General features: G+C 62.4%; 18 protein-coding genes. 2 read left to right on the top strand and 16 right to left on the bottom strand.

Features of this window, described 5'->3' with window-relative positions; genetic code table 11:
- Positions 1–2: 2 nt before the first annotated feature.
- From trpC to HKK54_RS13575, 3 genes are read right to left on the bottom strand one after another with little or no spacing between them, the layout of a single operon-like run.
- The gene (trpC, locus tag HKK54_RS13585) at positions 3–839 is read right to left on the bottom strand and encodes an indole-3-glycerol phosphate synthase TrpC (protein WP_010167234.1); all 837 of its coding nucleotides are present in this window, start codon (positions 837–839) and stop codon (positions 3–5) included.
- A complete protein-coding gene (trpD, locus tag HKK54_RS13580; protein WP_010167236.1) occupies positions 836–1,885 on the bottom strand; it encodes an anthranilate phosphoribosyltransferase in 1,050 nt (349 codons plus the stop codon). The genes trpC and trpD overlap by 4 nt, the downstream gene beginning before the upstream one ends.
- A gap of 9 nt (positions 1,886–1,894) precedes the next feature.
- Entirely contained in the window at positions 1,895–2,488 is a 594-nt protein-coding gene (locus HKK54_RS13575) for an aminodeoxychorismate/anthranilate synthase component II (RefSeq protein ID WP_010167237.1), read from the bottom strand.
- 411 nt (positions 2,489–2,899) lie between these two features.
- Between HKK54_RS13575 and estP the strand changes: the two genes are divergently transcribed.
- Complete coding sequence (estP, locus tag HKK54_RS13570; RefSeq protein ID WP_169387003.1) at positions 2,900–4,822, top strand: esterase EstP; 1,923 nt, start codon at positions 2,900–2,902, stop codon at positions 4,820–4,822.
- A 138-nt stretch (positions 4,823–4,960) separates the two neighbouring features.
- On the opposite strand, the gene trpE is transcribed toward estP, so the two are convergent.
- The 10 genes from trpE to HKK54_RS13520 all read right to left on the bottom strand — a co-directional run bounded on the left by trpE (position 4,961) and on the right by HKK54_RS13520 (position 17,166).
- Entirely contained in the window at positions 4,961–6,442 is a 1,482-nt protein-coding gene (gene trpE, locus HKK54_RS13565; protein WP_010167244.1) for an anthranilate synthase component I, read from the bottom strand.
- A 68-nt stretch (positions 6,443–6,510) separates the two neighbouring features.
- Positions 6,511–7,329, bottom strand: coding sequence for a phosphoglycolate phosphatase (locus HKK54_RS13560; protein ID WP_010167246.1), 819 nt, complete (start codon positions 7,327–7,329; stop codon positions 6,511–6,513).
- Positions 7,326–8,000, bottom strand: a complete 675-nt coding sequence (rpe, locus tag HKK54_RS13555) for a ribulose-phosphate 3-epimerase (protein WP_169387002.1) — start codon at positions 7,998–8,000, stop codon at positions 7,326–7,328. The genes HKK54_RS13560 and rpe overlap by 4 nt, the downstream gene beginning before the upstream one ends.
- A gap of 84 nt (positions 8,001–8,084) precedes the next feature.
- On the bottom strand, positions 8,085–9,233 hold the full coding sequence (locus tag HKK54_RS13550) for an iron-containing alcohol dehydrogenase (RefSeq protein ID WP_169387001.1): 1,149 nt from the start codon (positions 9,231–9,233) through the stop codon (positions 8,085–8,087).
- 196 nt (positions 9,234–9,429) lie between these two features.
- Positions 9,430–10,254, bottom strand: coding sequence for an ABC transporter permease (locus HKK54_RS13545; protein ID WP_010167249.1), 825 nt, complete (start codon positions 10,252–10,254; stop codon positions 9,430–9,432).
- 13 nt (positions 10,255–10,267) lie between these two features.
- A complete protein-coding gene (locus tag HKK54_RS13540; RefSeq protein ID WP_010167250.1) occupies positions 10,268–11,500 on the bottom strand; it encodes an ABC transporter permease in 1,233 nt (410 codons plus the stop codon).
- Between the two features lie 212 nt (positions 11,501–11,712).
- A complete protein-coding gene (locus tag HKK54_RS13535) occupies positions 11,713–12,753 on the bottom strand; it encodes an ABC transporter substrate-binding protein (protein WP_010167251.1) in 1,041 nt (346 codons plus the stop codon).
- 43 nt (positions 12,754–12,796) lie between these two features.
- Positions 12,797–13,909 carry an ABC transporter ATP-binding protein gene (locus HKK54_RS13530; RefSeq protein WP_169387000.1) on the bottom strand — a complete coding sequence of 371 codons (1,113 nt, stop codon included), beginning with the start codon at positions 13,907–13,909 and terminating at the stop codon, positions 12,797–12,799.
- A 214-nt stretch (positions 13,910–14,123) separates the two neighbouring features.
- Entirely contained in the window at positions 14,124–14,753 is a 630-nt protein-coding gene (locus HKK54_RS13525) for a response regulator (protein WP_003210977.1), read from the bottom strand.
- Between the two features lie 25 nt (positions 14,754–14,778).
- Positions 14,779–17,166, bottom strand: a complete 2,388-nt coding sequence (locus HKK54_RS13520) for a PAS domain-containing sensor histidine kinase (protein WP_169386999.1) — start codon at positions 17,164–17,166, stop codon at positions 14,779–14,781.
- 77 nt (positions 17,167–17,243) lie between these two features.
- Between HKK54_RS13520 and HKK54_RS13515 the strand changes: the two genes are divergently transcribed.
- Positions 17,244–18,218: an alpha/beta hydrolase family protein gene (locus HKK54_RS13515; RefSeq protein ID WP_169386998.1), complete on the top strand. Its 975-nt coding sequence runs from the start codon at positions 17,244–17,246 to the stop codon at positions 18,216–18,218.
- Positions 18,219–18,336: 118 nt separating this feature from the next.
- On the opposite strand, the gene HKK54_RS13510 is transcribed toward HKK54_RS13515, so the two are convergent.
- From HKK54_RS13510 to HKK54_RS13500, 3 genes are read right to left on the bottom strand one after another with little or no spacing between them, the layout of a single operon-like run.
- Entirely contained in the window at positions 18,337–19,104 is a 768-nt protein-coding gene (locus tag HKK54_RS13510) for a TerB family tellurite resistance protein (RefSeq protein WP_010167264.1), read from the bottom strand.
- A 1-nt stretch (position 19,105) separates the two neighbouring features.
- The gene (gene murU, locus HKK54_RS13505) at positions 19,106–19,780 is read right to left on the bottom strand and encodes an N-acetylmuramate alpha-1-phosphate uridylyltransferase MurU (RefSeq protein ID WP_169386997.1); all 675 of its coding nucleotides are present in this window, start codon (positions 19,778–19,780) and stop codon (positions 19,106–19,108) included.
- Positions 19,777–20,796, bottom strand: coding sequence for an aminoglycoside phosphotransferase family protein (locus HKK54_RS13500; protein ID WP_169386996.1), 1,020 nt, complete (start codon positions 20,794–20,796; stop codon positions 19,777–19,779). The genes murU and HKK54_RS13500 overlap by 4 nt, the downstream gene beginning before the upstream one ends.
- Positions 20,797–20,828: the final 32 nt, after the last annotated feature.

Here is a 20,828-nt window from a genome sequence, read left to right as displayed (position 1 = left end):
CATCAATCCAGGGTCGAGCCACTGACGGCAACGCCACGCTCCGGGAAGAACAGGCGCTGCAACTCGGCCCCCGGGTTCTCAGCACGCATGAAGGTTTCGCCCACCAGGAACGAGTACACGCCGCTGATCTCCATCAGTTCAACATCGGCGCGATTGACGATGCCACTTTCGGTAATCACCAACCGGTCACGCGGAATACGCGGCAACAGGTCGAGGGTGTTTTCCAGGCTGACTTCAAAGGTGTGCAGGTTGCGGTTGTTGACGCCCACCAACGGTGTGTCGAGGGTTTTCAGTGCGCGCTCCAGCTCATCACCGTCGTGCACTTCCACCAGTACATCGAGGCCGACGCTTTTGGCCACGGCAGCCAGTTCGGCCATCTTCACATCGTCCAGTGCGGAGACGATCAGCAGCACGCAATCGGCGCCCAGCGCGCGGGCTTCGACGATCTGGTACGGGTCGACCATGAAGTCCTTGCGGATCACCGGCAGCGAGCACGCGGCACGCGCTTGCTGCAGGTACAGGTCGGAACCCTGGAAGTAGTCGATATCGGTCAACACCGAGAGGCATGTCGCGCCGCCCTTCTCATAGCTCTTGGCAATGTCTTCAGGGACGAAGATCTCGCGAATCACGCCCTTGCTAGGCGAAGCCTTTTTGATTTCAGCGATGACGGCCGGCTGCTTGTCCTTGGCCTGCTTGATCAGCGCATTGGCAAAACCGCGCGGTGCATCGGCGCTTTTAGCCAGGCCTTCCAGCTCGGCCAGGCTGACCCGGGCACGGCGCTCGGCGACTTCTTCTGCCTTGCGGGCCAGGATTTTTTCCAGAACGGTCGGAACACTCATCCTTCATTCTCCACTTTGAACACCGCAGTAAACGCACCCAGTTCTTCGAGCTTTTCGCGCGCCAGCCCGGTGTGCAATGCATCATGAGCGAGGGCAACACCCTCTTTGAGACTGTAGGCGTGATCCGCGGCATACAGTGCCGCACCGGCATTGAGCACGATCATTTCTGCGGCTTTCTGGCCGTTTTCGGTCTTGCGACGCCCCAGGGCATCGCGAATCAATTCAAGGGAGGCTGCCGGGCTTTCCACTGCCAGGCCGTGCAGGCTCTGGCTTTTCATGCCGAGGTCTTCGGGTTCGACCCAATACTCGGTGACTTCATCGTTCTTCAGCTCCGCCACGAAGGTCGGTGCTGCCAGGCTGAACTCGTCCAGGCCGTCTTTGGAATGCACCACCAGCACATGCTTGCTGCCCAGGCGTTGCAACACTTCGGCCAATGGCCGGCACAACGCCTGGCTGAACACGCCCACCACCTGATGTTTCACGCCGGCCGGATTCGTAAGCGGGCCGAGCATGTTGAACAGGGTGCGCAAGCCCAACTCTTTGCGCGGGCCGGCGGCGTGTTTCATCGCGCCATGATGGGACTGGGCAAACATGAAGCCGATGCCGACGTTATCAATGCAGCGCGCCACTTGTACGGGGGTCAGGTTCAGGTAGATACCTGCCGCTTCCAGCAAGTCGGCACTGCCGCTTTTGCCCGAAACCGCACGGTTACCGTGTTTGGCCACGGTGCAGCCGGCAGCCGCCACCACAAAGGAAGAAGCCGTCGACACGTTGAAGATATTCGCGCCGTCGCCGCCGGTGCCGACCACGTCGACCACGCCGTCGAGGGTCTTGAGTTCGACCTTGTCCGCCAACTCACGCATCACCGACACGGCGCCGACGATTTCGTCGATGCTTTCGCTCTTCATGCGCATGGCCATCATGAACGCGCCAATCTGTGCGTCGGTGCATTGACCGGTCATGATCTCGCGCATCACATCGCTCATTTCAGCGGTGCTCAGGTCCAGATGGCCGACGATACGGCTCAGGGCAGTCTTGATATCCATAAAAAGTCCTTAGCGCGTGCCGCCGCTCTGCTTGAGAAAGTTAGCGAACAGCTCGAAGCCCTGCTCGGTCAGAATCGATTCCGGGTGAAATTGCACCCCTTCAACGTTCAATGTCTTGTGACGCAGGCCCATGATCTCGTCGACGGAGCCGTCTTCCAACTGGGTCCAGGCCGTCAGCTCAAGGCACTCGGGCAGGGTTTCACGCTTGACCACCAACGAGTGGTAACGGGTCACCGTCACCGGCAGATTCAAGCCGTGGAATACGCCCTGGTCCTTGTGGAACACCGGGCTGGTCTTGCCGTGCATCACCTGGCGGGCGCGAACCACGTCGCCGCCGAACGCCTGGCCGATGGACTGGTGACCCAGGCAGACGCCCAGGATCGGCAGCTTGCCGGCGAAATATTGGATGGCTTCGAGGGAGATGCCGGCTTCGGTCGGCGTGCACGGCCCCGGGGAAACGACGATGCGTTCCGGGTTCAACGCGGCGATTTGCGCCACGGTCAGTTCGTCATTGCGCACCACCTTGACCTCGGCGCCGAGCTCGCCCAGGTACTGCACAACGTTGTAGGTAAAGGAGTCGTAGTTATCAATCATCAGCAACATGTGGGCTAAAACCTCTTGAATTCACTGACTTCTAATGACGGCCTTCCAAGGGAGTGACCCGCTGCCAGACGCACGTTCCGGTTGCCGGGGTTGGCCGGCAAGGGGCGTCAAACAGAGGGTGAAGAAGGCAAATCGGTACAGGTCCGGCGTGGCCGGTAGAGAAAAGTTAGGCGCGCCAACGCCAACGGGCGTGTGCCTTGACTACTCGCATCAAGAGTTTGCTGATGATCAACACGGGGAGGGTCTCATTCATACGTCCAAGCACAGTAACGTAGCCTCGCCAGCGGTGCAATATGGAGCCGCAAATACGGGGAAAACTGCCCGACCGATAATTGGCGTCAATTTTTCAGAACCCTTGCGAGGTCGCTACAGTCATAGTGCAGACAAAAAAATAAAATCATGGACGGACTCATGACCAAAAAGCCCTACTTCGCCCCACTCGTCGGCTGCCTGTTAACCCTGGCCTGCTCCCAGGCGTTTGCCGCACCGTCACCCTACTCGACCATGATCGTGTTCGGCGACAGCCTGGCTGATGCCGGGACATTCGCCGACCCTGGCGCCCCCGGATCAACTTATCGCTTCACCAACCGCACCGGCCCGCAATACTTCGACGGCAGCGGCGAAAGCACTTCGCTGATTTCCTCGACGTTATTGGGCGGCAAACTGGGGGTTGCCCCGGGCGACCTGAATGCCTCCACCTCGCCGGAGCGGGCCGCGCAGGGCCAGGCAGACGGCAACAACTGGGCGGTCGGCGGCTACACCACTCAGCAGATCTACGATGCCATCACCGGTAACTCCACCGTCACAGATAGCGACACCGGGCAAGTGTTGCGTACACGCCCCGGATACCTGGCATCAACGGGTGGCCGAGCCGACCCCAACGCGTTGTACTTTCTCTCCGGCGGCGGTAATGACTTCCTCGACGGCCTGGTCCTCAGCCCCGATCAGGCTTCGGCCGCAGCCGGGCGCCTGGCCAACAGCGCCCAGGCCCTGCAACAGGCAGGCGCCCGCTATGTGATGGTGTGGATGCTGCCGGACCTGGGCCTGACACCTGCGGTCAATGGCACGCCGCTCCAAGGCACCGTCAGCGCCTTGGCCGGCGTCTTCAACCAGACCCTGGTGCAGCGCCTGTCGCAGATCGATGCGCAAATTATCCCGCTGAACATTCCGTTGCTGCTCAAGGAAACCTTTGCCGACCCCGGGCGTTTTGGCTTTGCCACCGACCAGAACCTCAACCAGACCTGCTTCAGCGGCACCACCTGCAGGAATCCGGTGTATGGCGTGGGCGGCACCAACCCGGACCCGACCAAGCTGATTTACAACGACACCGTCCACCCCACCGAAGCCGGCCAGGTATTGATCGCCGACTACGCCTATTCGTTGCTCGCCGCGCCCTGGGAAATCACCCTGCTGCCGGAAATGGCCCAAGGCACCTTGCGCGCCCATCAGGATGAACTGCGCAACCAATGGCAAGCCGACTCCGGCAACTGGCAGGCGGTGGGCCAATGGCGCGCGATTGTCGCCGCCGGCGGCCAGCACCTGGACTTCGATGATCAAAACAGCTCGGCCAGCGGGGACGGCAGCGGCTACAACCTGAACATCGGCGGCAGCTACCGGCTCAATGACGAGTGGCGCGTGGGTGTGGCAGCAGGCTTCTATCGCCAGAGTCTTGAGGCCGGCGCCAGCGATTCGGACTACAAACTCAACAGTTATATGGGCACCGCGTTCGCCCAGTATCAGGAAGATCATTGGTGGGCCGACGCCGCGTTGACCGGCGGCAAGCTGGACTTCGACAACCTCAAGCGCAAGTTCGCCCTGGGCGTCAGCGAAGGCACCGAGAAAGGCGACACTGACGGCTGGCTATGGGCCTTGAGCGCACGCGTTGGCTACGACATCGCCGAACCGAACAGCGAATGGCACTTCTCGCCGTTTATCAGCGCCGACTATTCGCGGGTCGAGGTGAAGGGTTATTCAGAGAAAGACGTGCGGTCTACGGCGTTGACCTTTGATGACCAACAGCGTGACTCCAAGCGTCTGGGGATCGGCTTGCAAGCCAACTACCGCGTCACTCCGCAAACCCTGGTGTTCGGCGAAGTGGCCCACGAGCACGAGTTTGAAAACGATACGCAGCGGGTAGGCATGTCACTCAACAGCGTGCCGGGGATTGATTTCAAACTGGACGGCTACACGCCACGCAGCAATTCGGATCGCTTGAACCTGGGAATCACCCACAAGCTGACCAAGGACCTCGCGTTGAATGCGGCCTATAACGTGAGAAAGGATGACAACTTTACCCAGCAAGGGGTGAGTGTCGGGGTGAGCCTGGATTTCTGAGGCGATCTTAAATCCCTCACAAAACAACTGTGGGAGCTGGCTTGCCTGCGATAGCGGTAGATCAGTCAACTAATCTGTCGACTGTCACACCGCCATCGCGGGCAAGCCCGGCTCCCACATTTGGATCGAGATCAGCGGTTAGCCCTGCGGCGTTTGCTCGGCCAGCGCCACCGCCCGGAACATCGCCCGGCGCTTGTTCAGCGTTTCTTCCCATTCCAGGGCCGGCACCGAGTCGGCCACAATCCCGCCGCCCGCCTGCACGTGCAGCTCGCCGTCCTTGATCACCGCCGTACGGATCGCGATCGCGGTGTCCATATTGCCGTTCCAGGCGAAATACCCCACCGCCCCGCCATACACGCCACGCTTGACCGGCTCCAGTTCGTCGATGATTTCCATCGCGCGAATCTTCGGTGCGCCCGACAAGGTGCCCGCCGGCAGGATCGCCCGCAGTGCATCCATCGCGGTCAACCCGGCCTTCAGCTCACCGGTGACGTTGGACACGATGTGCATCACGTTGGAGTAACGCTCGATCACCATCTTCTCGGTGAGCTTCACCGAACCGATTTCCGAGACACGCCCGGTGTCGTTGCGACCCAGGTCGATCAGCATCAAGTGCTCGGCGATTTCCTTGTCGTCGCTCAACAGGTCCTGTTCCAGCGCCAGGTCAGCCTCTTCGGTCGCACCGCGAGGGCGCGTGCCGGCAATCGGGCGCACGGTGATCAGGTTGTCTTCGACCCGCACCAGCACTTCCGGCGAACTGCCCACTACGTGGAAGTCGCCAAAGTTGAAGAAGTACATGTACGGCGTCGGGTTGAAGCAGCGCAGCGCCCGGTACAAATCAATCGGCGCAGCCTTGAAGTCGATGGACATGCGTTGCGACGGCACCACCTGCATGCAGTCACCGGCAAGGATGTATTCCTTGATGGTATCGACCGCACGCTCGTAGTCATCCTGGGTAAAGCTGGAGCGGAACACCGGGTCCGCCGCCGGCGGACGGCTGAGGTCCAGGCCACGGCGCGGGGTGATCGGCTGGCGCAGCTTCTCCAGCAGCGCTTCGAGGCTGGCCTGGCCTTGCTCGAAGGCATCGGCCTGGGAAGGATCCGCCAACACGATCGCGTGCATCTTGCCGGCAAGGTTGTCGAACACCACCACCGCGTCGGAGACCATCAACAGAATGTCCGGCACTCCCAACGGATCGGGGTTCGGGCATTTGCCCAGGCGTTTCTCCACGTAGCGCACGCAGTCGTAGCCGAAGTAACCCACCAGGCCGCCGTTGAAACGCGGCAGGCCGGCGATGGTCGGCACGTTGTAGCGCGCCTTGAAATCTTCGACGAAGGCCAGCGGGTCTTCCACGTCGTGGCTTTCGATCTCCACGCCGTCCAGGGTGATGCTGACATGGTGATCATGTACGCGCAGCACCGTGCGGCACGGCAGGCCGATGATCGAATAACGGCCCCATTTCTCGCCGCCCTGCACCGATTCCAGCAGATAGGAGTTGGGCTCATCGGCCAGCTTCAGGTAGATCGACAGCGGGGTGTCGAAGTCGGCCAGGGTTTCACAGGCCATGGGGATACGGTTGTAGCCGGCAGCGGCCAAACGCAGGAATTCTTCGCGGATCATGAGGTGCCTCGTGGCGTGAGGGTCTAACGGTCAGGTGTGCAAACGTGCCGCAGCGCGGCCAGGATCAGTCAGGCGCGCCAACGCCAGCGGGCCAGGGCCTTGATGACTTTCATCCAGAGTTTGCGAGTGACCACCACGATGGGATTTCCAGAAGGGGATGGAACAGCGTCGGGCAACGTTATCTCAGCGCCCGCTCCCAAGCAACCGGGGATTAACAGGCGCAGGTCATCAATCACCAGCGCCGGGGATTCTTCGGCGATCGGCCGGCCATGGTTGTAGCCATAACTCAAGGCCACGCACTTGACCCCCGCCGCCTTCGCCGCCAGCACATCGCTGCGCGAATCGCCGACAAACAGCGATTGGGAGGCCGGGATATTGGCCATTTTCATCACGAAGAACAGCGCCGCCGGGTCCGGCTTCTTCTGCGGCAAGGTATCGCCACCGATAATCCAGCGGAAATACCGGCCGATCTTCATCTGATCCAGCAGCGGCGCGACAAAGCGCTCCGGCTTGTTGGTGATCAGGGCCATTTCCACACCCTGTTTGTGCAGCCACTTCAGGGTGTCGCGCACACCGGGATAGACCACGGTCAGCTCGTGGCCGTTTTCATACGCCACGTTGAACAGCTCAAGGGCATGCTCGGCCTCCACCTCATCGACACCCTCGGCGTCGATGTTGTTGGCCAGGGCCCGGCGTACCAGCATCTGCACGCCGTTGCCAACCCACTCGCGCACCGACTCGACACCCGCCGGCTTGCGACCGAGCTTGAGCAGCATGGCGTCCACCGCAGCCGCCAGATCCGGCACGGAATCGATCAACGTACCGTCCAGATCGAACATCACCAGCCGTGGCAGTTTGCCGGGGAATAGCTGCTCAAAGCCGCTCATGGACGCGCCAGCGCCAGTTCTGCACGCATCTTGGCGATCACTTCCTGATAGTCCGGGGCATTGAAGATCGCCGAGCCGGCCACAAAGGTGTCGGCGCCAGCGGCGGCGATTTCGCGGATGTTGTTGACGTTGACGCCCCCGTCGATCTCCAGGCGGATATCCCGGCCCGACGCATCGATCAGCGCCCGCGCTTCGCGCAGCTTGTTGAGAGTACCGGGGATGAACTTCTGCCCGCCAAAGCCCGGGTTGACGCTCATCAACAGCACCATGTCGACCTTATCCATCACGTACTCAAGCACGTTCAGCGGGGTGGCCGGGTTGAACACCAGGCCGGCCTTGCAACCGCCCTCGCGGATCAACTGCAGGGTGCGGTCCACGTGCAGCGTGGCTTCCGGGTGGAAGGTGATGTAGGTCGCGCCGGCTTCGATGAAGTCGCCGACGATGCGGTCCACCGGGCTCACCATCAAATGGGCGTCGATAGGCGCAGTCACGCCGTATTTACGCAGGGCGGCGCAGACCATCGGACCAATGGTCAGGTTCGGCACATAGTGGTTGTCCATGACATCGAAGTGAACGAAGTCGGCACCGGCGGCCAACACGTTGTCCACTTCCTCGCCCAGGCGGGCGAAGTCGGCGGAGAGAATCGATGGAGCAATGACGAAGGGCTGCATGACGCACCTTTTTTGAGCTAAATCACGATGGCGCGCATTGTATACCTCATGCTTTGCCGCGCGCACCGTGACCTCGCTCAATGGTTAGAACGCTGCCCGGTAGATTTTCTCGATATCCGCCGCGCTCAGCTTGCGCGGATTGTTGCGCATCAACCGCTCGATCCCCGCCGCTTCTACCGCCATGGCCGGGATCGCCTCCTCGGGCACACCGAAGCTGCGCAGGCCTGACGGGATCTCGACTGCGGCACACAGTCGCGTCATCGCATCGACGGCCTGGTCGGCGGCATCCACCGCACTCAGACCCGTTACATTCACGCCCATGGCCTGGGCAATCTCCTGCATGCGCTCCACGCACGCCAGCTTGTTCCAGTGCATCACGTAGGGCAGCAGCAAGGCATTGCTCACGCCGTGGGCGATATTGAAACGCCCGCCCAGCGGATACGCCAACGCATGCACCGCGCCCACGCCAGCATTGCCGAACGCCATGCCGGCCATCAGGCTGGCGGTGGCCATGTCGTCACGGGCCTGCAGGTTGGCGGGGTTGGCGTAGGCCTTGGGCAGCGCCTTGGCGATCAGCTTGATCGCGCCGATGGCCAGTGCGTCGGTAATCGGCGAAGCATTCAGCGACAGGTAGGACTCAACGGCATGCACCAGCGCGTCCACACCACTGGCAGCCGTGACACTGCGGGGGCAGGTCAGGGTCATTTGCGGGCTGATCAGGGCCACGTCCGGCAGCAGGTAATCGCTGACGATGCCTTTTTTCAGCTGCGCGACCTTGTCCGACAGAATCGCCACATTGGTCACCTCCGAACCAGTGCCGGCGGTGGTGGGAATCGCGATCAGCGGCGGACCTTTGCGTGGCACCTGGTCCACGCCGAACAGGTCGGCCAGGGCACCGTGGTAACCGGCGTAGGCCGCGACGCTCTTGGCGATGTCGATGGCACTGCCGCCGCCGACGCCGATCAGCCCGTCATGCCCGCCTTCACGGTAAACGCGCATGCAGTCTTCGACGATGGCGATTTCCGGGTCGGGCAGCACGCGGTCGAAAATTTCATAGGTCCGTTCGCCCAGGTGCTCCAGCGCCAGCCCCACGGTACCGGATTTGACCAGCGCCGCGTCGGTGACAATCAGCGGGTTGTCGACATCCAGCCGCGTCAGCTCGGCGGCCAGTTGCTCGATGGCGCCTGGGCCGGTGAGCAGTTTGTGGGCGATCTTGAATGAGGAAGTACTCATGTGCGCGGCCTCTTATCAGTTATGGGCTGGCACAAGAGTAGCTTCAGATTGCAGGTTGTCAGCCATTCAGCAGCTGAATGGCACGTTCCCTGTGGGAGCTGGCTTGCCTGCGATAGCATCAATTCGGTGCAACTGAAAAACCGAGTCGCCCGCATCGCAGGCAAGCCAGCTCCCACATTTAACCGAGAGTTGGCCTTTAGACTTGGGCCGTACGCAGTTTCTCGCTGCGCCCGCGCAGCCATTCCAGGGTCAGCAACAGCACCACCGAGAAGGCGATCAACAAGGTCGCCGCCGCCGCAATGGTTGGGCTGAGGTTTTCGCGGATACCGCTGAACATCTGCCGGGGCAACGTCGCCTGCTCGGGCCCGGCGAGGAACAGCGTCACCACCACTTCATCGAACGAGGTGGCAAAGGCAAACAGCGCACCGGAGATCACCCCCGGTGCAATCAACGGCAAGGTCACCCGGCGAAACGCCGTCAGCGGGGACGCGCCCAGGCTGGCCGCCGCCCGCACCAGGTTATGGTTGAAGCCCTGCAAGGTTGCCGACACAGTGATGATCACAAACGGCACGCCCAACACCGCGTGCACCACGATCAGCGAGAAGAAGCTGTTGCCCAGGCCCAGCGGCGCGAAGAACAGGTAACTGGCCACGCCGATAATCACCACCGGCACCACCATCGGCGAAATCACCAGGGCCATTACCAGCGCCTTGCCGGGAAAATTCCCGCGCGTCAGGCCAATCGCCGCCAGCGTGCCGAACACCATTGCCAGCACCGTCGCCGCCGGGGCGACGATGATGCTGTTCTTCAGGGCGCGCATCCACTCCGCCGAACCGAAGAAGTCCTGGTACCAGTGCAACGAGAAACCTTGCAGTGGGTACACCAGGAAACTTCCACTGTTGAACGACAGCGGAATGATCACCAGCACCGGCAGGATCAGGAACAACAGGATCAGGCCGCAGAGAATCCGCAAGCTGTAGAACCAGACCCGTTCCACGGGCGACATATAAGGGCTCAGCATCGCAACGGTCTCCTCAGCTCAGGCGCAGGCGGCTGGCGCCTACCAGCCAGTTGTAGATCAGGTACAGCACCACGGTAGCCAGCAGCAGCAAGCCGCCCAAGGCCGTGGCCATGCCCCAGTTGATGCTGGTGTTGGTGTAGAAGGCCACGAAGTAGCTGACCATCTGGTCGTTCGGGCTGCCCAGCAAGGCCGGGGTGATGTAGTAGCCGATCGCCAAAATGAACACCAACAGGCAGCCGGCGCCGACGCCCGCGTAGGTCTGCGGGAAGTACACGCGCCAGAAGCTGGCGAACGGGTGGCAGCCCAGGGAAATCGCCGCGCGCATGTAGGTCGGCGAGATGCCTTTCATCACGCTGTAGATCGGCAGAATCATGAACGGCAGCAGGATGTGCACCATGGAGATGTAGACCCCCAGCCGGTTGAACACCAGCTCCACCGGTTTGTCGATCAGGCCCATGCCCATCAGCGCACTGTTGATCAAGCCGCCGGACTGCAGCAACACAATCCAGGCCGCCACCCGCACCAGCACCGACGTCCAGAACGGCAACAGCACCAGGATCATCAGCAGGTTGCTTTGCCGCGCCGGCAGGTTGGCCAGCAGGTAAGCCAGCGGGTAGGCCAGCAGCAGGCAGCACACGGTGATGACCAGGCCCATCCAGAAGGTACGGGCGAAGATGTCGAGGTAGATCGCCTGGTCCGGCGTGGCCGGGGCGATTTCGCCGAGGTCGTCGATGCGATGATCGACGGCGGCCAGCAAGTAATAAGGCGTGAGGCTGCTGGTGTTGCGCCGGATCGCCTGCCAGTACGCCGGATCGCCCCAGCGTTCGTCGAGGTTTTCCAGCGCTTCTTTATAGGAGGCAGGCGCTTCGGTAAACGGCAGCGCCCGCGCGGTTTTCGTCAGCAGGCTGCGATAGCCCGCCAGTTCCATGTTCAAGCGCTTGGAAAGGTCGCCCAGGGTCGAGTTTTTCCGGGCTTCGCCCAGGTCTTCGCTGATGGCCTGGTACACCGGCTCGCCGGGCAGGCCACGACCGTCCCAGGCCGTCACCGCCACCACCGTGCGCGGCAGGCCGCCCACCACTTCCGGGTTGCCGACGCTTTTGTACAGCAGCGCCACAATCGGCACCAGGAACACCAGCAGCAAAAACACCACCAGCGGCGCGATCAAGGCCTGGGCCTTCCAGCGGTTGAGCCGCTCGGCACGCGCCAGGCGCTGTTTCAGGGTGGGGCTGGGAATGGCGATGGCCATGGCGAACTCCGGATCGTAAAAAAGAATGCAGACCTGTGAGGGCCCACACCTGTGGCGAGGGGGCTTGTCCCCCGTTGGGCTGCGCAGCAGCCCCAGTAAAGCCACCGCGGTTTTTCAGGCTGACCGCGGTGGCTGGTTTCAGGGCCGCTTCGCAGCCCAACGGGGGACAAGCCCCCTCGCCACAAAAAGCCCATTCACCCTGGGTGTGGTGGTTACTTGGCCGCCCACGCGTTAAAGCGCTGCTCCAGTTGCTCACCGTTATCCGCCCAGAAGCTCACGTCGATCTGCACCTGGTTGGCGATATTCTCCGGGGTTGTCGGCATGTCCTTGAGGATGTCCTTCGCCAGCAACGGTACCGCCTGGGTATTGGCCGGGCCGTAGGCGATGTTTTCCGAGTAGGTCTTCTGCTGCTGCGGCTGCACCGAGAAGGCGATGAATTTTTTCGCCGCGTCGGCACGGTCTTTCGCCAGGCCTTTTGGAATCGCCCAGGCGTCGAAGTCGTAGATCCCGCCGTTCCACACCACTTTCAGGTTGCTTTCCTTCTGCACGGCAGCGATCCGGCCGTTGTAGGCAGAACTCATCACGACGTCGCCAGAAGCGAGGTATTGCGGCGGTTGGGCGCCCGCTTCCCACCACTGGATGTACGGCTTGAGCTCATCGAGCTTCTTGAACGCACGGTCCTGGCCATCTTTGCCGGCCAGCACTTTGTACACATCCTTCGGTGCCACGCCGTCAGCCATCAAGGCGAATTCAAGGGTGTACTTGGCGCCCTTGCGCAGGCCGCGTTTGCCCGGGAATTTCTTGGTGTCCCAGAAATCTGCCCAGCCGCCTGGCGGTGCTTTCAGTTTATCGGCGTTGTAGGCCAGCACGGTGGACCACACAAAGAAGCCCACGCCACACGGCTGGATCGCGCCCTTCACATAGTCGCCCGGGTTGCCGAACAGTTTCGGGTCCAGGGGTTCGAACATGTCTTCGTCACAGCCACGGGAGAGCTCCGGCGACTCGACTTCCACCAGGTCCCAGGACACGCTCTTGGTGTCGACCATGGCCTTGACCTTGGCCATTTCACCGTTGTACTCGCCGGCGACGATCTTGCCGTTGCCCGCGCTTTCCCACGGGGCGTAGAAGGCCTTGACCTGCGCCGCCTTGTTCGCGCCACCGAAGGACACGACCGTCAAATCGGGGCCTGCCATGGCCTGTGTCGCGCCCATCAAGCTCAACGCCAGGGCCGAATATTTCAGGGATCTCAACATTGTTGTTCTCTCCACGTGCGAGGTTGGTGAAGCAAGGGGGCGATCAATTCGCCTCTAGAAGTGGGTCGAGTGCGCGAACGTGCTCGACTTGCCAGCCAATCGGTACCACGTCGCCGACCGCCAGGGCTGTGTCCAGCTCGGCGATTGGTTGTTTCACAAAAAAATCGGACTTGCCGCAGACTTCCAGGCGCACCCGCACGTGGTCGCCCAGGTAGATAAATTCCGCCACGCGCCCGGAGAAGCGGTTGACGCAGCTCTCGCTGGAGCCATTCAGGCTGACGCGCTCCGGGCGTACCGACAGGGTCACCGGGCCGCCGACCTGGCCGACGTTCACCGCCAGTGCCTCGACCTTCTCGCCGCGCGCCAGCTCGACCACGCAGCGGTCGCCGGTGTGGCTGTACAGGCGGCCATTGAGGCGGTTGTTCTCACCGATGAAGTTGGCGACGAAGGTGTTTTTCGGTTCTTCGTACAGGGTGCGCGGCGCGGCAATTTGCTGGATCTCGCCCTGGTGAAATACCGCCACCCGGTCGGACATGGTCAGCGCTTCGCCCTGGTCGTGGGTCACGTACACCACCGTCACGCCGAGGCGCTGGTGCAGGTGCTTGATCTCCATCTGCATGTGTTCGCGCAGCTGCTTGTCGAGGGCACCGAGGGGTTCGTCCATCAACACCAGCTGAGGTTCAAATACCAACGCTCGGGCCAGGGCCACACGCTGTTGCTGGCCGCCGGAGAGTTGAGCCGGGTAGCGCTGGGCGAAGGCATCGAGCTGCACCATGCTCAGCACGCGCTTGACCCGCTCGCTGATGTCGGTCTTGCTCAGGCCGCGCACCGAGAGCGGAAACGCCAGGTTCTCGGCAACGGTCATGTGCGGGAACAACGCATAGTTCTGGAACACCATGCCGATGTCGCGTTTGTGGGGCGGCACGTTGTTGATGGAGCGGCCGGCCAGCTGGATCTCGCCGGCGGTAGGGGTTTCAAAACCGGCGAGCATCATCAGGCTGGTGGTCTTGCCCGACCCGGACGGCCCGAGCAAGGTCAGGAACTCGCCCTTGCGAATCTCCAGGTTGAGGTCTTTGACGATCAGGTTCTCGCCGTCGTAGCTCTTTTGCACGCCACGGAAGCTGACCAGCACATCATTTGAATCCACCTCGCTCATACCCGCACCTTTTTGTTTTGGACTGCCATGGAACAAGCGTAGTCCTACCGCAAGGCCCCGCAAATCGGGGGCCCGGAGAGAATGGCATCAGCAATATGGAAGGTTTGGGGTAGGGATTGCCCTACACGGATGGCGGGGATGGGACAGTGCGACAGCCACAGGTCGCAGGAATGGGTTTGTTGTGCTCGCGGGGTGGTCGCAAACAGGTATGCGCCTATAGAAGCTTATGCTCCATGGCGTACTTCACCAGTTCCGCCAGGGAGGTGATGTTGAGTTTTTGCATCAGGCGCGCCTTGTGGGTGCTGATGGTCTTGCTGCTCAACGCCAACTGCTGGGCGATGTCGTTGACGTTGGCGCCCTGGGCCAGGCGCTCGAATACCGAGAACTCGCGCTCCGACAGCAGCGAGTGCAAGGGCCGGGAGTCGGTGAGGCCGACTTCGAAGACCATGCGGTCTGCCAGGTCCGGGTCGATGTACCGCCCACCCGCCGCGACCTTGCGGATTGCCGTCAACAGCAGCGCCGGGTCGCTGTCCTTGGTGGCATAACCGGCAGCGCCGACCTTCAGCGCGCGGGCGGCCATTTGCGCCTCGTCGTGCATCGACAGCACCAGGATCGCCGGTGGATTGTTCAGCGCACGAATCCGCGGGATGGCTTCCAGGCCGTTGACGCCCGGCATCGAGATGTCCAGCAACACGACCTCGCAGGGCACATGGCGCAGGGTTTCCAGCAACTGCTCGCCATTGCTCGCCTCGCCCACCACCAACAGGTCCTTGGCCAAGCCGATCAGTTGCTTGATGCCTTCGCGAACGATGGTGTGGTCTTCAGCTACCAGTACACGGATCACAGTGGATGTCCTCTTCTTTTGGTTATCAATCCAGCGGCACCGTCACGCTCAGGGTGGTGCCCTCGCCCACTTCGCTGTCCAGGCTCAGGTGCCCGCCCATGATCAGCACCCGCTCGCGCATGCCCACCAGGCCAAACGACACCGGGCGCCCGGGCGCCTGCACAAAACCTGCGCCATCGTCGCTGATGGTCAGCCGCAGGTGTGCACCCTCCACCACCAGTGTCAGCTCGACAGTATGCGCCTGGGCATGGCGCATCACATTGGTCAGCGCCTCCTGCAGGATGCGGAACAGGCCGATGGCCTTGGCGTCGCTCAGCACCGGCAGGTTGTCCGGCACCTGCACCAGGCAGGGAATCTGGGTGCGGGCCTCGAAACGCCGGGCCTGCCACTCGATCGCCGAGGCAATCCCGGCATCCAGGATCGGCGGGCGCAAAGCAGTCGCCACATCGCGCACCAGCTGGAACAGCTGGGCAATCAGGCGCTTCATACTGTTCAGGCGCTCGTGCAGGCCGGGGTCCAGTTGCGCGTAGCTCAGCTCACACATCGAGGTTTCCAGCTTGAGCACGGTGAGCATCTGCCCCAGCTCATCGTGCACTTCCCTGGCGATGCGGGCCTTTTCTTCCTCGCGCACGGTTTCCAGGTGGGCAGACAATTCACGCAGTTGCGCGCGGGAGGCATCCAGCTCCAGTTCGATGCGCTTGCTCTCGCTGATGTCCCAGACAATCCCGTCCCACACCACGGCGCCGTCTTCCAGGCGCCGGGTCACGGCCTTGATGTCGGCCCAGCGCTGCTCGCCCAGGCGGGTCAGGATGCGGCCCTGCCAGGCCCAGTTGCTCTCGGTCTCGATGGCCTGGTCCTGGGTGCGGTGATAACTGGCGCGATCATCGGGATGCACCAGGCTGCGAATGCCCATGGCCGGGTGGCTGAGCACCTCGGGGGCGTAACCCACCAGGCCCTCGCTGCCCTGGCTGATATAGGCGAATTCGATCGCTTCACTGCGCGGCAAGCGCTCCAGGCGAAATACCAGCCCCGGCACGTTGGCGGCAATCCCTTGCAGGCGCGCTTCACTTTCCTGCAAGGCCGCGAGGGCCCGGCGGCGCTCGGTGACGTCGTTGAGGTAGACCACCAAATACTCGCCTTCGGCAAAGCGCAGGAAACTCAGGGACACATCCGCTGGGAGCACACTGCCATCGGCGCGCAGGCAACTGGTCGCAAAACTCTGCGGCCCGTCTTCACTGGCCCGGGCGCGCTTCCACAAGTTGAGCCAGCGGTCCATGGTCAGCGTCGGGTCGAACTCGATCAGCGGCCGCTCGATCAACGCGCCGGGGGCGTAGCCGAGCATGGTTTCTGCCGCCAGGTTGGCGTAGCGCACATGGCTGTCCCAATTGACCCACAGGATGCCGACGGTGCTTTGGTCGATGGAGAACTGCGTCAGGCGCAAGGCTTCCGCACCGGCGGCGCGGGCGGCGCTTTCTTCCCGGGCGGCCAGCAGGTTGTGTTCCAGCCCGCGTTGCTGGCGGCGCTGCCAGAACACCACGGCCAGGCTGGCCAGTAACAAGAGCCCCAGCAACAGGGTGAGGTTTTGCCAGAAGCCGGGGGACTCGGTCACCCGCGGGTATTTGGGTTGCAGCCAGCGCGTGTGCAGTTGGTCCAGGTCTCTGGCGGGAATCGCACGCAAGGCGCTTTGCATGATGTCGGCCAGTTCCGGCCAGTCGCGTCGCGTTGCCACCCGCAGCAACTGCGGCAGGCCGATGTCGCCCACCACGGCGAGGCCGGCGAACTCGGTTTCGCCAGACAAACGGCTCAATTGCGCCTCATCCACCACCGCGTACCGTGCTTGCTGGCTCACCAGCAGTTGCAGGGCCTGGCGCTCCATGGGCACGCCTTGCAGGTTGAGGCTCGGGTAGGTGCTGCGCAGGTAATCCGCCACCGCGCTGGGCATGCGCACGGCGACGCGGGATTGGTCGTCGAGTTTCTCCAGGTCAACCGCCGTGCCGCCATCGCGAACCCCGACGATGTGCTGGGGCACACGCATATACGGGTCGGAGAACAACCACAGGCGCAGACCGGCCGGGGTTTGCAGCAGGCCGGGGGCGAGGTCGACCTCGCCGTCACGCACCGCCGCCTCCAGTTGCTCCTGATTGGGGAAGTTGCGCCAGGTCAGCTCGATATCCAGCGCCTTGGCCAGCCATTGCATCAGCTCAACGTTGGCCCCGGACAGCCGCTGCAAACGCCGATCGTATTGGGCATAAGGCGCCTGCAACACCACGCCGACCCGCAGGTCCGGGTGCTGCCCCAGCCATTCACGCTGACCGGCATCCAGCTGCGCCTGGTGAGTGGCAGGCGCAGGCACCGCGCCCGCAATCAAGGGAAAGCATAAACAGCCGATAACCAACAGGTAGCGAAAACCCATGATCCACGTCTCATCTCACTGACAAACACTGACCAACCCATTAGGCTGCCGGAATCACTTCTGGCCGGAAATCAACGATGCCACTTCTCCACCGCTCGGCACTGCCAGCATTGTGCCTGTCGCTGCTGTTTACCAGCGCCTTTTGTGTCGAGGCCGCCGACACTCCCGCTCCCGCCCCGGAAAAACCGGTGGCGCGCCAGCCTTTGCCGGAACGCAGCCAGGAAGAAGCCAACGCCCTGGAGCGACAAATCCCGCAACAGGAGCAGCAACAGTTGCAGGCGGGCAGCGACTCCTTCCTCGCCCTGTGGAAGCCGGCCAACAGTGGCGAGCCTGAAGGCGTGGTGATTATCGTCCCGGGCAACGGCGAAAGTGCTGACTGGCCTCAAGCAATCGGGCCATTGCGCCAGAAACTGCCGGACGCCGCCTGGGGCACCCTGAGCTTGTCACTGCCGGACCTGACCCTGGACACGCTGCCGCCACGGGTCATCGAATCACCCAAAGCGGCGGTGGACACCAGCAGCAAAGACGCGAGCACCGTTGCCAAACCCGTTGAGCAAGCTGCCAGCGCTGAAGCCGAAGGCACCGACCCGGCCGTGGTTCCCGGCAGCGATGAACAAGACAAGACTGACGCCTCGCGAATCTTCGCGCGCATTGATGCCGCCCTCGCCTTCGCCCAGACCCAGAACGCCCGCAGCATTGTGCTGCTCGGCCACGGCACCGGCGCATGGTGGGCGGCGCGTTACCTGAGTGAAAAACAACCGGCGCAGGTGCAGAAATTCGTCATGGTGGCCGCGCAGACGCCGGCGGGCCGTGAACCGGACCTGCAACAACTGGCGCCCAAACTGAAGCTGGCGACGGCGGATCTGTTCTATCAGGACAGCGAGCAGGCGCGCAAAACCGCCCTGGAACGTTCCCAGGCCAGCAAGCGCTTGAAGAATGACAACTACAAGCAGGTGTCCCTGAAGGCCTTCCCCGATAACAGCGCGGCCGGACAAGAACAACTGTACCGGCGGGTACGCGGGTGGTTGAGCCCACAAGCCAGCGGGAGTTGAGCGCAGTTTTTGAAACGGATGAAGACCAACTGTGGGAGCTGGCTTGCCTGCGATGGCATCACCTCGGCGCATCAGTGAGACCGAGTTGCCCGCATCGCAGGCAAGCCCGCTCCCACCTTTAGCGAAAGTCCCGCCGTTCGCGAATCAGCGCATAGGCGTTATGCAACTCCCGGGTACGTTCGGTCGCCTCGCGCACTTGGGCCGGGCTGGCGCCACTGCCGGCAATCTTGTCCGGGTGATGCCGGCTGAGCAGGCGCCGGTACGCGCGCTTGATCACTGACGGCTCGGTGGTGGCGGTCACCCCCAGAATCCGCAGCGCTTCCTGATACGCTCCACCGCGATTGGCCAATGGCTTGCGCTCAGGCTCGTAGTCAGCGGCCAGTGCCTGGATCTGCTGGACCGTCCACCCCAACCATTTGCCCCATTGCTCAATCAATTCGCGCTCGGCAGTACTGGCCTTGCCGTCCGCCCAGGCCATGCGCCAACAGGCACGCAGCACGCCTTCCGCTGCATGGGGTTGGGCCTTGAGCACGCCCAAATAACTGCGCACCCGGTCCGAGCCGGACTTGCCGCGATTGAACGCGGCAATGGCGCGGCGCTGGGCCGGCTCGGCCATGTCCAGCGAGCGCATTTCCTGACGCGCCTGCTGGATATGCCCGTCCACTACCCGGCCATTGCTCTTGGCCAGGCGGCCCAGCAACACGAACAGTAATTCATCGTTACGCAGCGCCGGCCGACCGCCGAGGCGCTCACGCAATTGCGCCCAGCTTTGCAGCTCCAGGCGCCGGTCCAGCGCCTGGCCCAGCAGTGCGCCCAACATGGCCCCCGGAATGCTGGCAATGGCAAAGCCCGCCCCGGCTCCAATCAGAGTCCCTGGCCACAACATCCTAGTGCCCCGCTGTCAGCAGGGTTTCGACTTGCGCCAGGCGCTCCAGCGTCCCGACATCGATCCAGCGTCCACTCATGTGCTCCCCCGTCACCAACCCTTTGGCCATGGCGTCACGCAGCAGCGGCGCCAGCTTGAAGGCACCCGCACTGCAACCCGCGAACAACTTCGGGTCGAGCACGGAAATGCCACTGAAGGTCAGGTTATCGGCACCGGGGGCGGCATCATGAAGCGCACCGTCCTTTATGTAGAAGTCACCGCCGGACGGGTGATGCGCCGGGTTGTCGACCATCACCAGGTGGGCCAGGCCGTTCAATGGCCGGTCAAGGCTGGCGAAGTCGTAGTCGGTCCAGATATCGCCATTGACCACCAGGAACGGTTCGTCCCCCAGCAGCGGCAAGGCTTTGAAAATCCCGCCACCGGTTTCCAGGGGTTCGCCTTCGGCCGAGTACTGGATGCGTACGCCATACTGGGAACCGTCACCCAGGTAGCCTTCAATCTGCTGGCCGAGCCAGGCATGGTTGATGACGATATCGGTAAAGCCCGCTTTCGCCAGCGCCTCAAGGTGATACTCGATCAGGCGCTTGCCGCCGGCCTGGATCAGCGGCTTGGGCGTGTGCAAGGTGAGCGGACGCATCCGCTCACCTCTGCCGGCGGCCAGGATCATGGCCTTCATAAGACCGCCTCGACGCGCAGGCTCGCCAGCAACTCACCCAGTTCGCCCAGCTCTGGCCGGTCCGCCAGCACCGCCTCTATATAAGCAAAGAAGCGCGGCACATCCGCCAGGTAGCGCGGCTTGCCGTCGCGATGGCAGATGCGCGCGAAGATCCCGATCACCTTCAGGTGACGCTGCACGCCCATCAGGTCGCTGGCCCGCAGGAATTCCTCGAAGTCCGCCTGCACCGGGATGCCCAACGCGCCGGCACGTTCCCAGTACCCGCGCTGCCATTCCCGCACGCGAGCCTGGGGCCAGCTGAGGAATGCGTCCTTGAACAGGCAGGTGATGTCGTAGGTCACCGGGCCGTAGACCGCATCCTGGAAATCCAGCACGCCGGGGTTTGGCTCGCTGATCATCAGGTTGCGCGGCATATAGTCGCGATGCACCAGCACCTTCGGTTGGGCCAGGGCGCTGTCGATCAGGTGGTCGCTCACGCGCTGCCACAGGGCAAGTTGCCGGGCGTCAAACTCAATGCCCAGCTCACGGCGAACGTACCACTCCGGAAACAATTCCAGCTCTCGACGTAACAGCGCAACGTCATAGCTGGGCAACGGGGCCTCCATCGGCAATTGCTGGAAAGCCAGCAAGGCGTCGATGGCATCGACGAACAATTGATCGGCATTTTCAGCCTCAATCACGTCTAAATAAGTTTTTTTCCCCAGGTCGCTCAGCAAAAGAAAGCCGCGAAGCAGATCTTGCGCATAAATTTTCGGAACATTTATTCCCGATTGTTCGAGCAAATGAGCGATATCGACGAAAGGTTTGCAGTTTTCCTGGGGGGGTGGAGCGTCCATTACGACGAAACTGCGACCGTCTCCATCCCATCGGAAGTAACGCCTGAAACTCGCGTCACTGCTGGCCGCAGTCAACGTGGCCGGGGGTACGACACCCCAACCCTGAGCGGTAAAAAGGCGAGGCAATTGCTCATCAAGCCAGACTTGCAGCTGTTGCAAACGTAGATCTTGGTCGGGCATTACAAGGGTCTCCGACGGCGCTAGCCGTCAAG

Origin of the sequence: Pseudomonas sp. ADAK13, assembly GCF_012935715.1 — a bacterium.
In the GTDB taxonomy this organism is placed as follows: Bacteria; Pseudomonadota; Gammaproteobacteria; order Pseudomonadales; family Pseudomonadaceae; genus Aquipseudomonas.
Note: the sequence above shows the minus strand (reverse complement) of the source record. Positions and strands in the feature narration are given on the sequence as shown.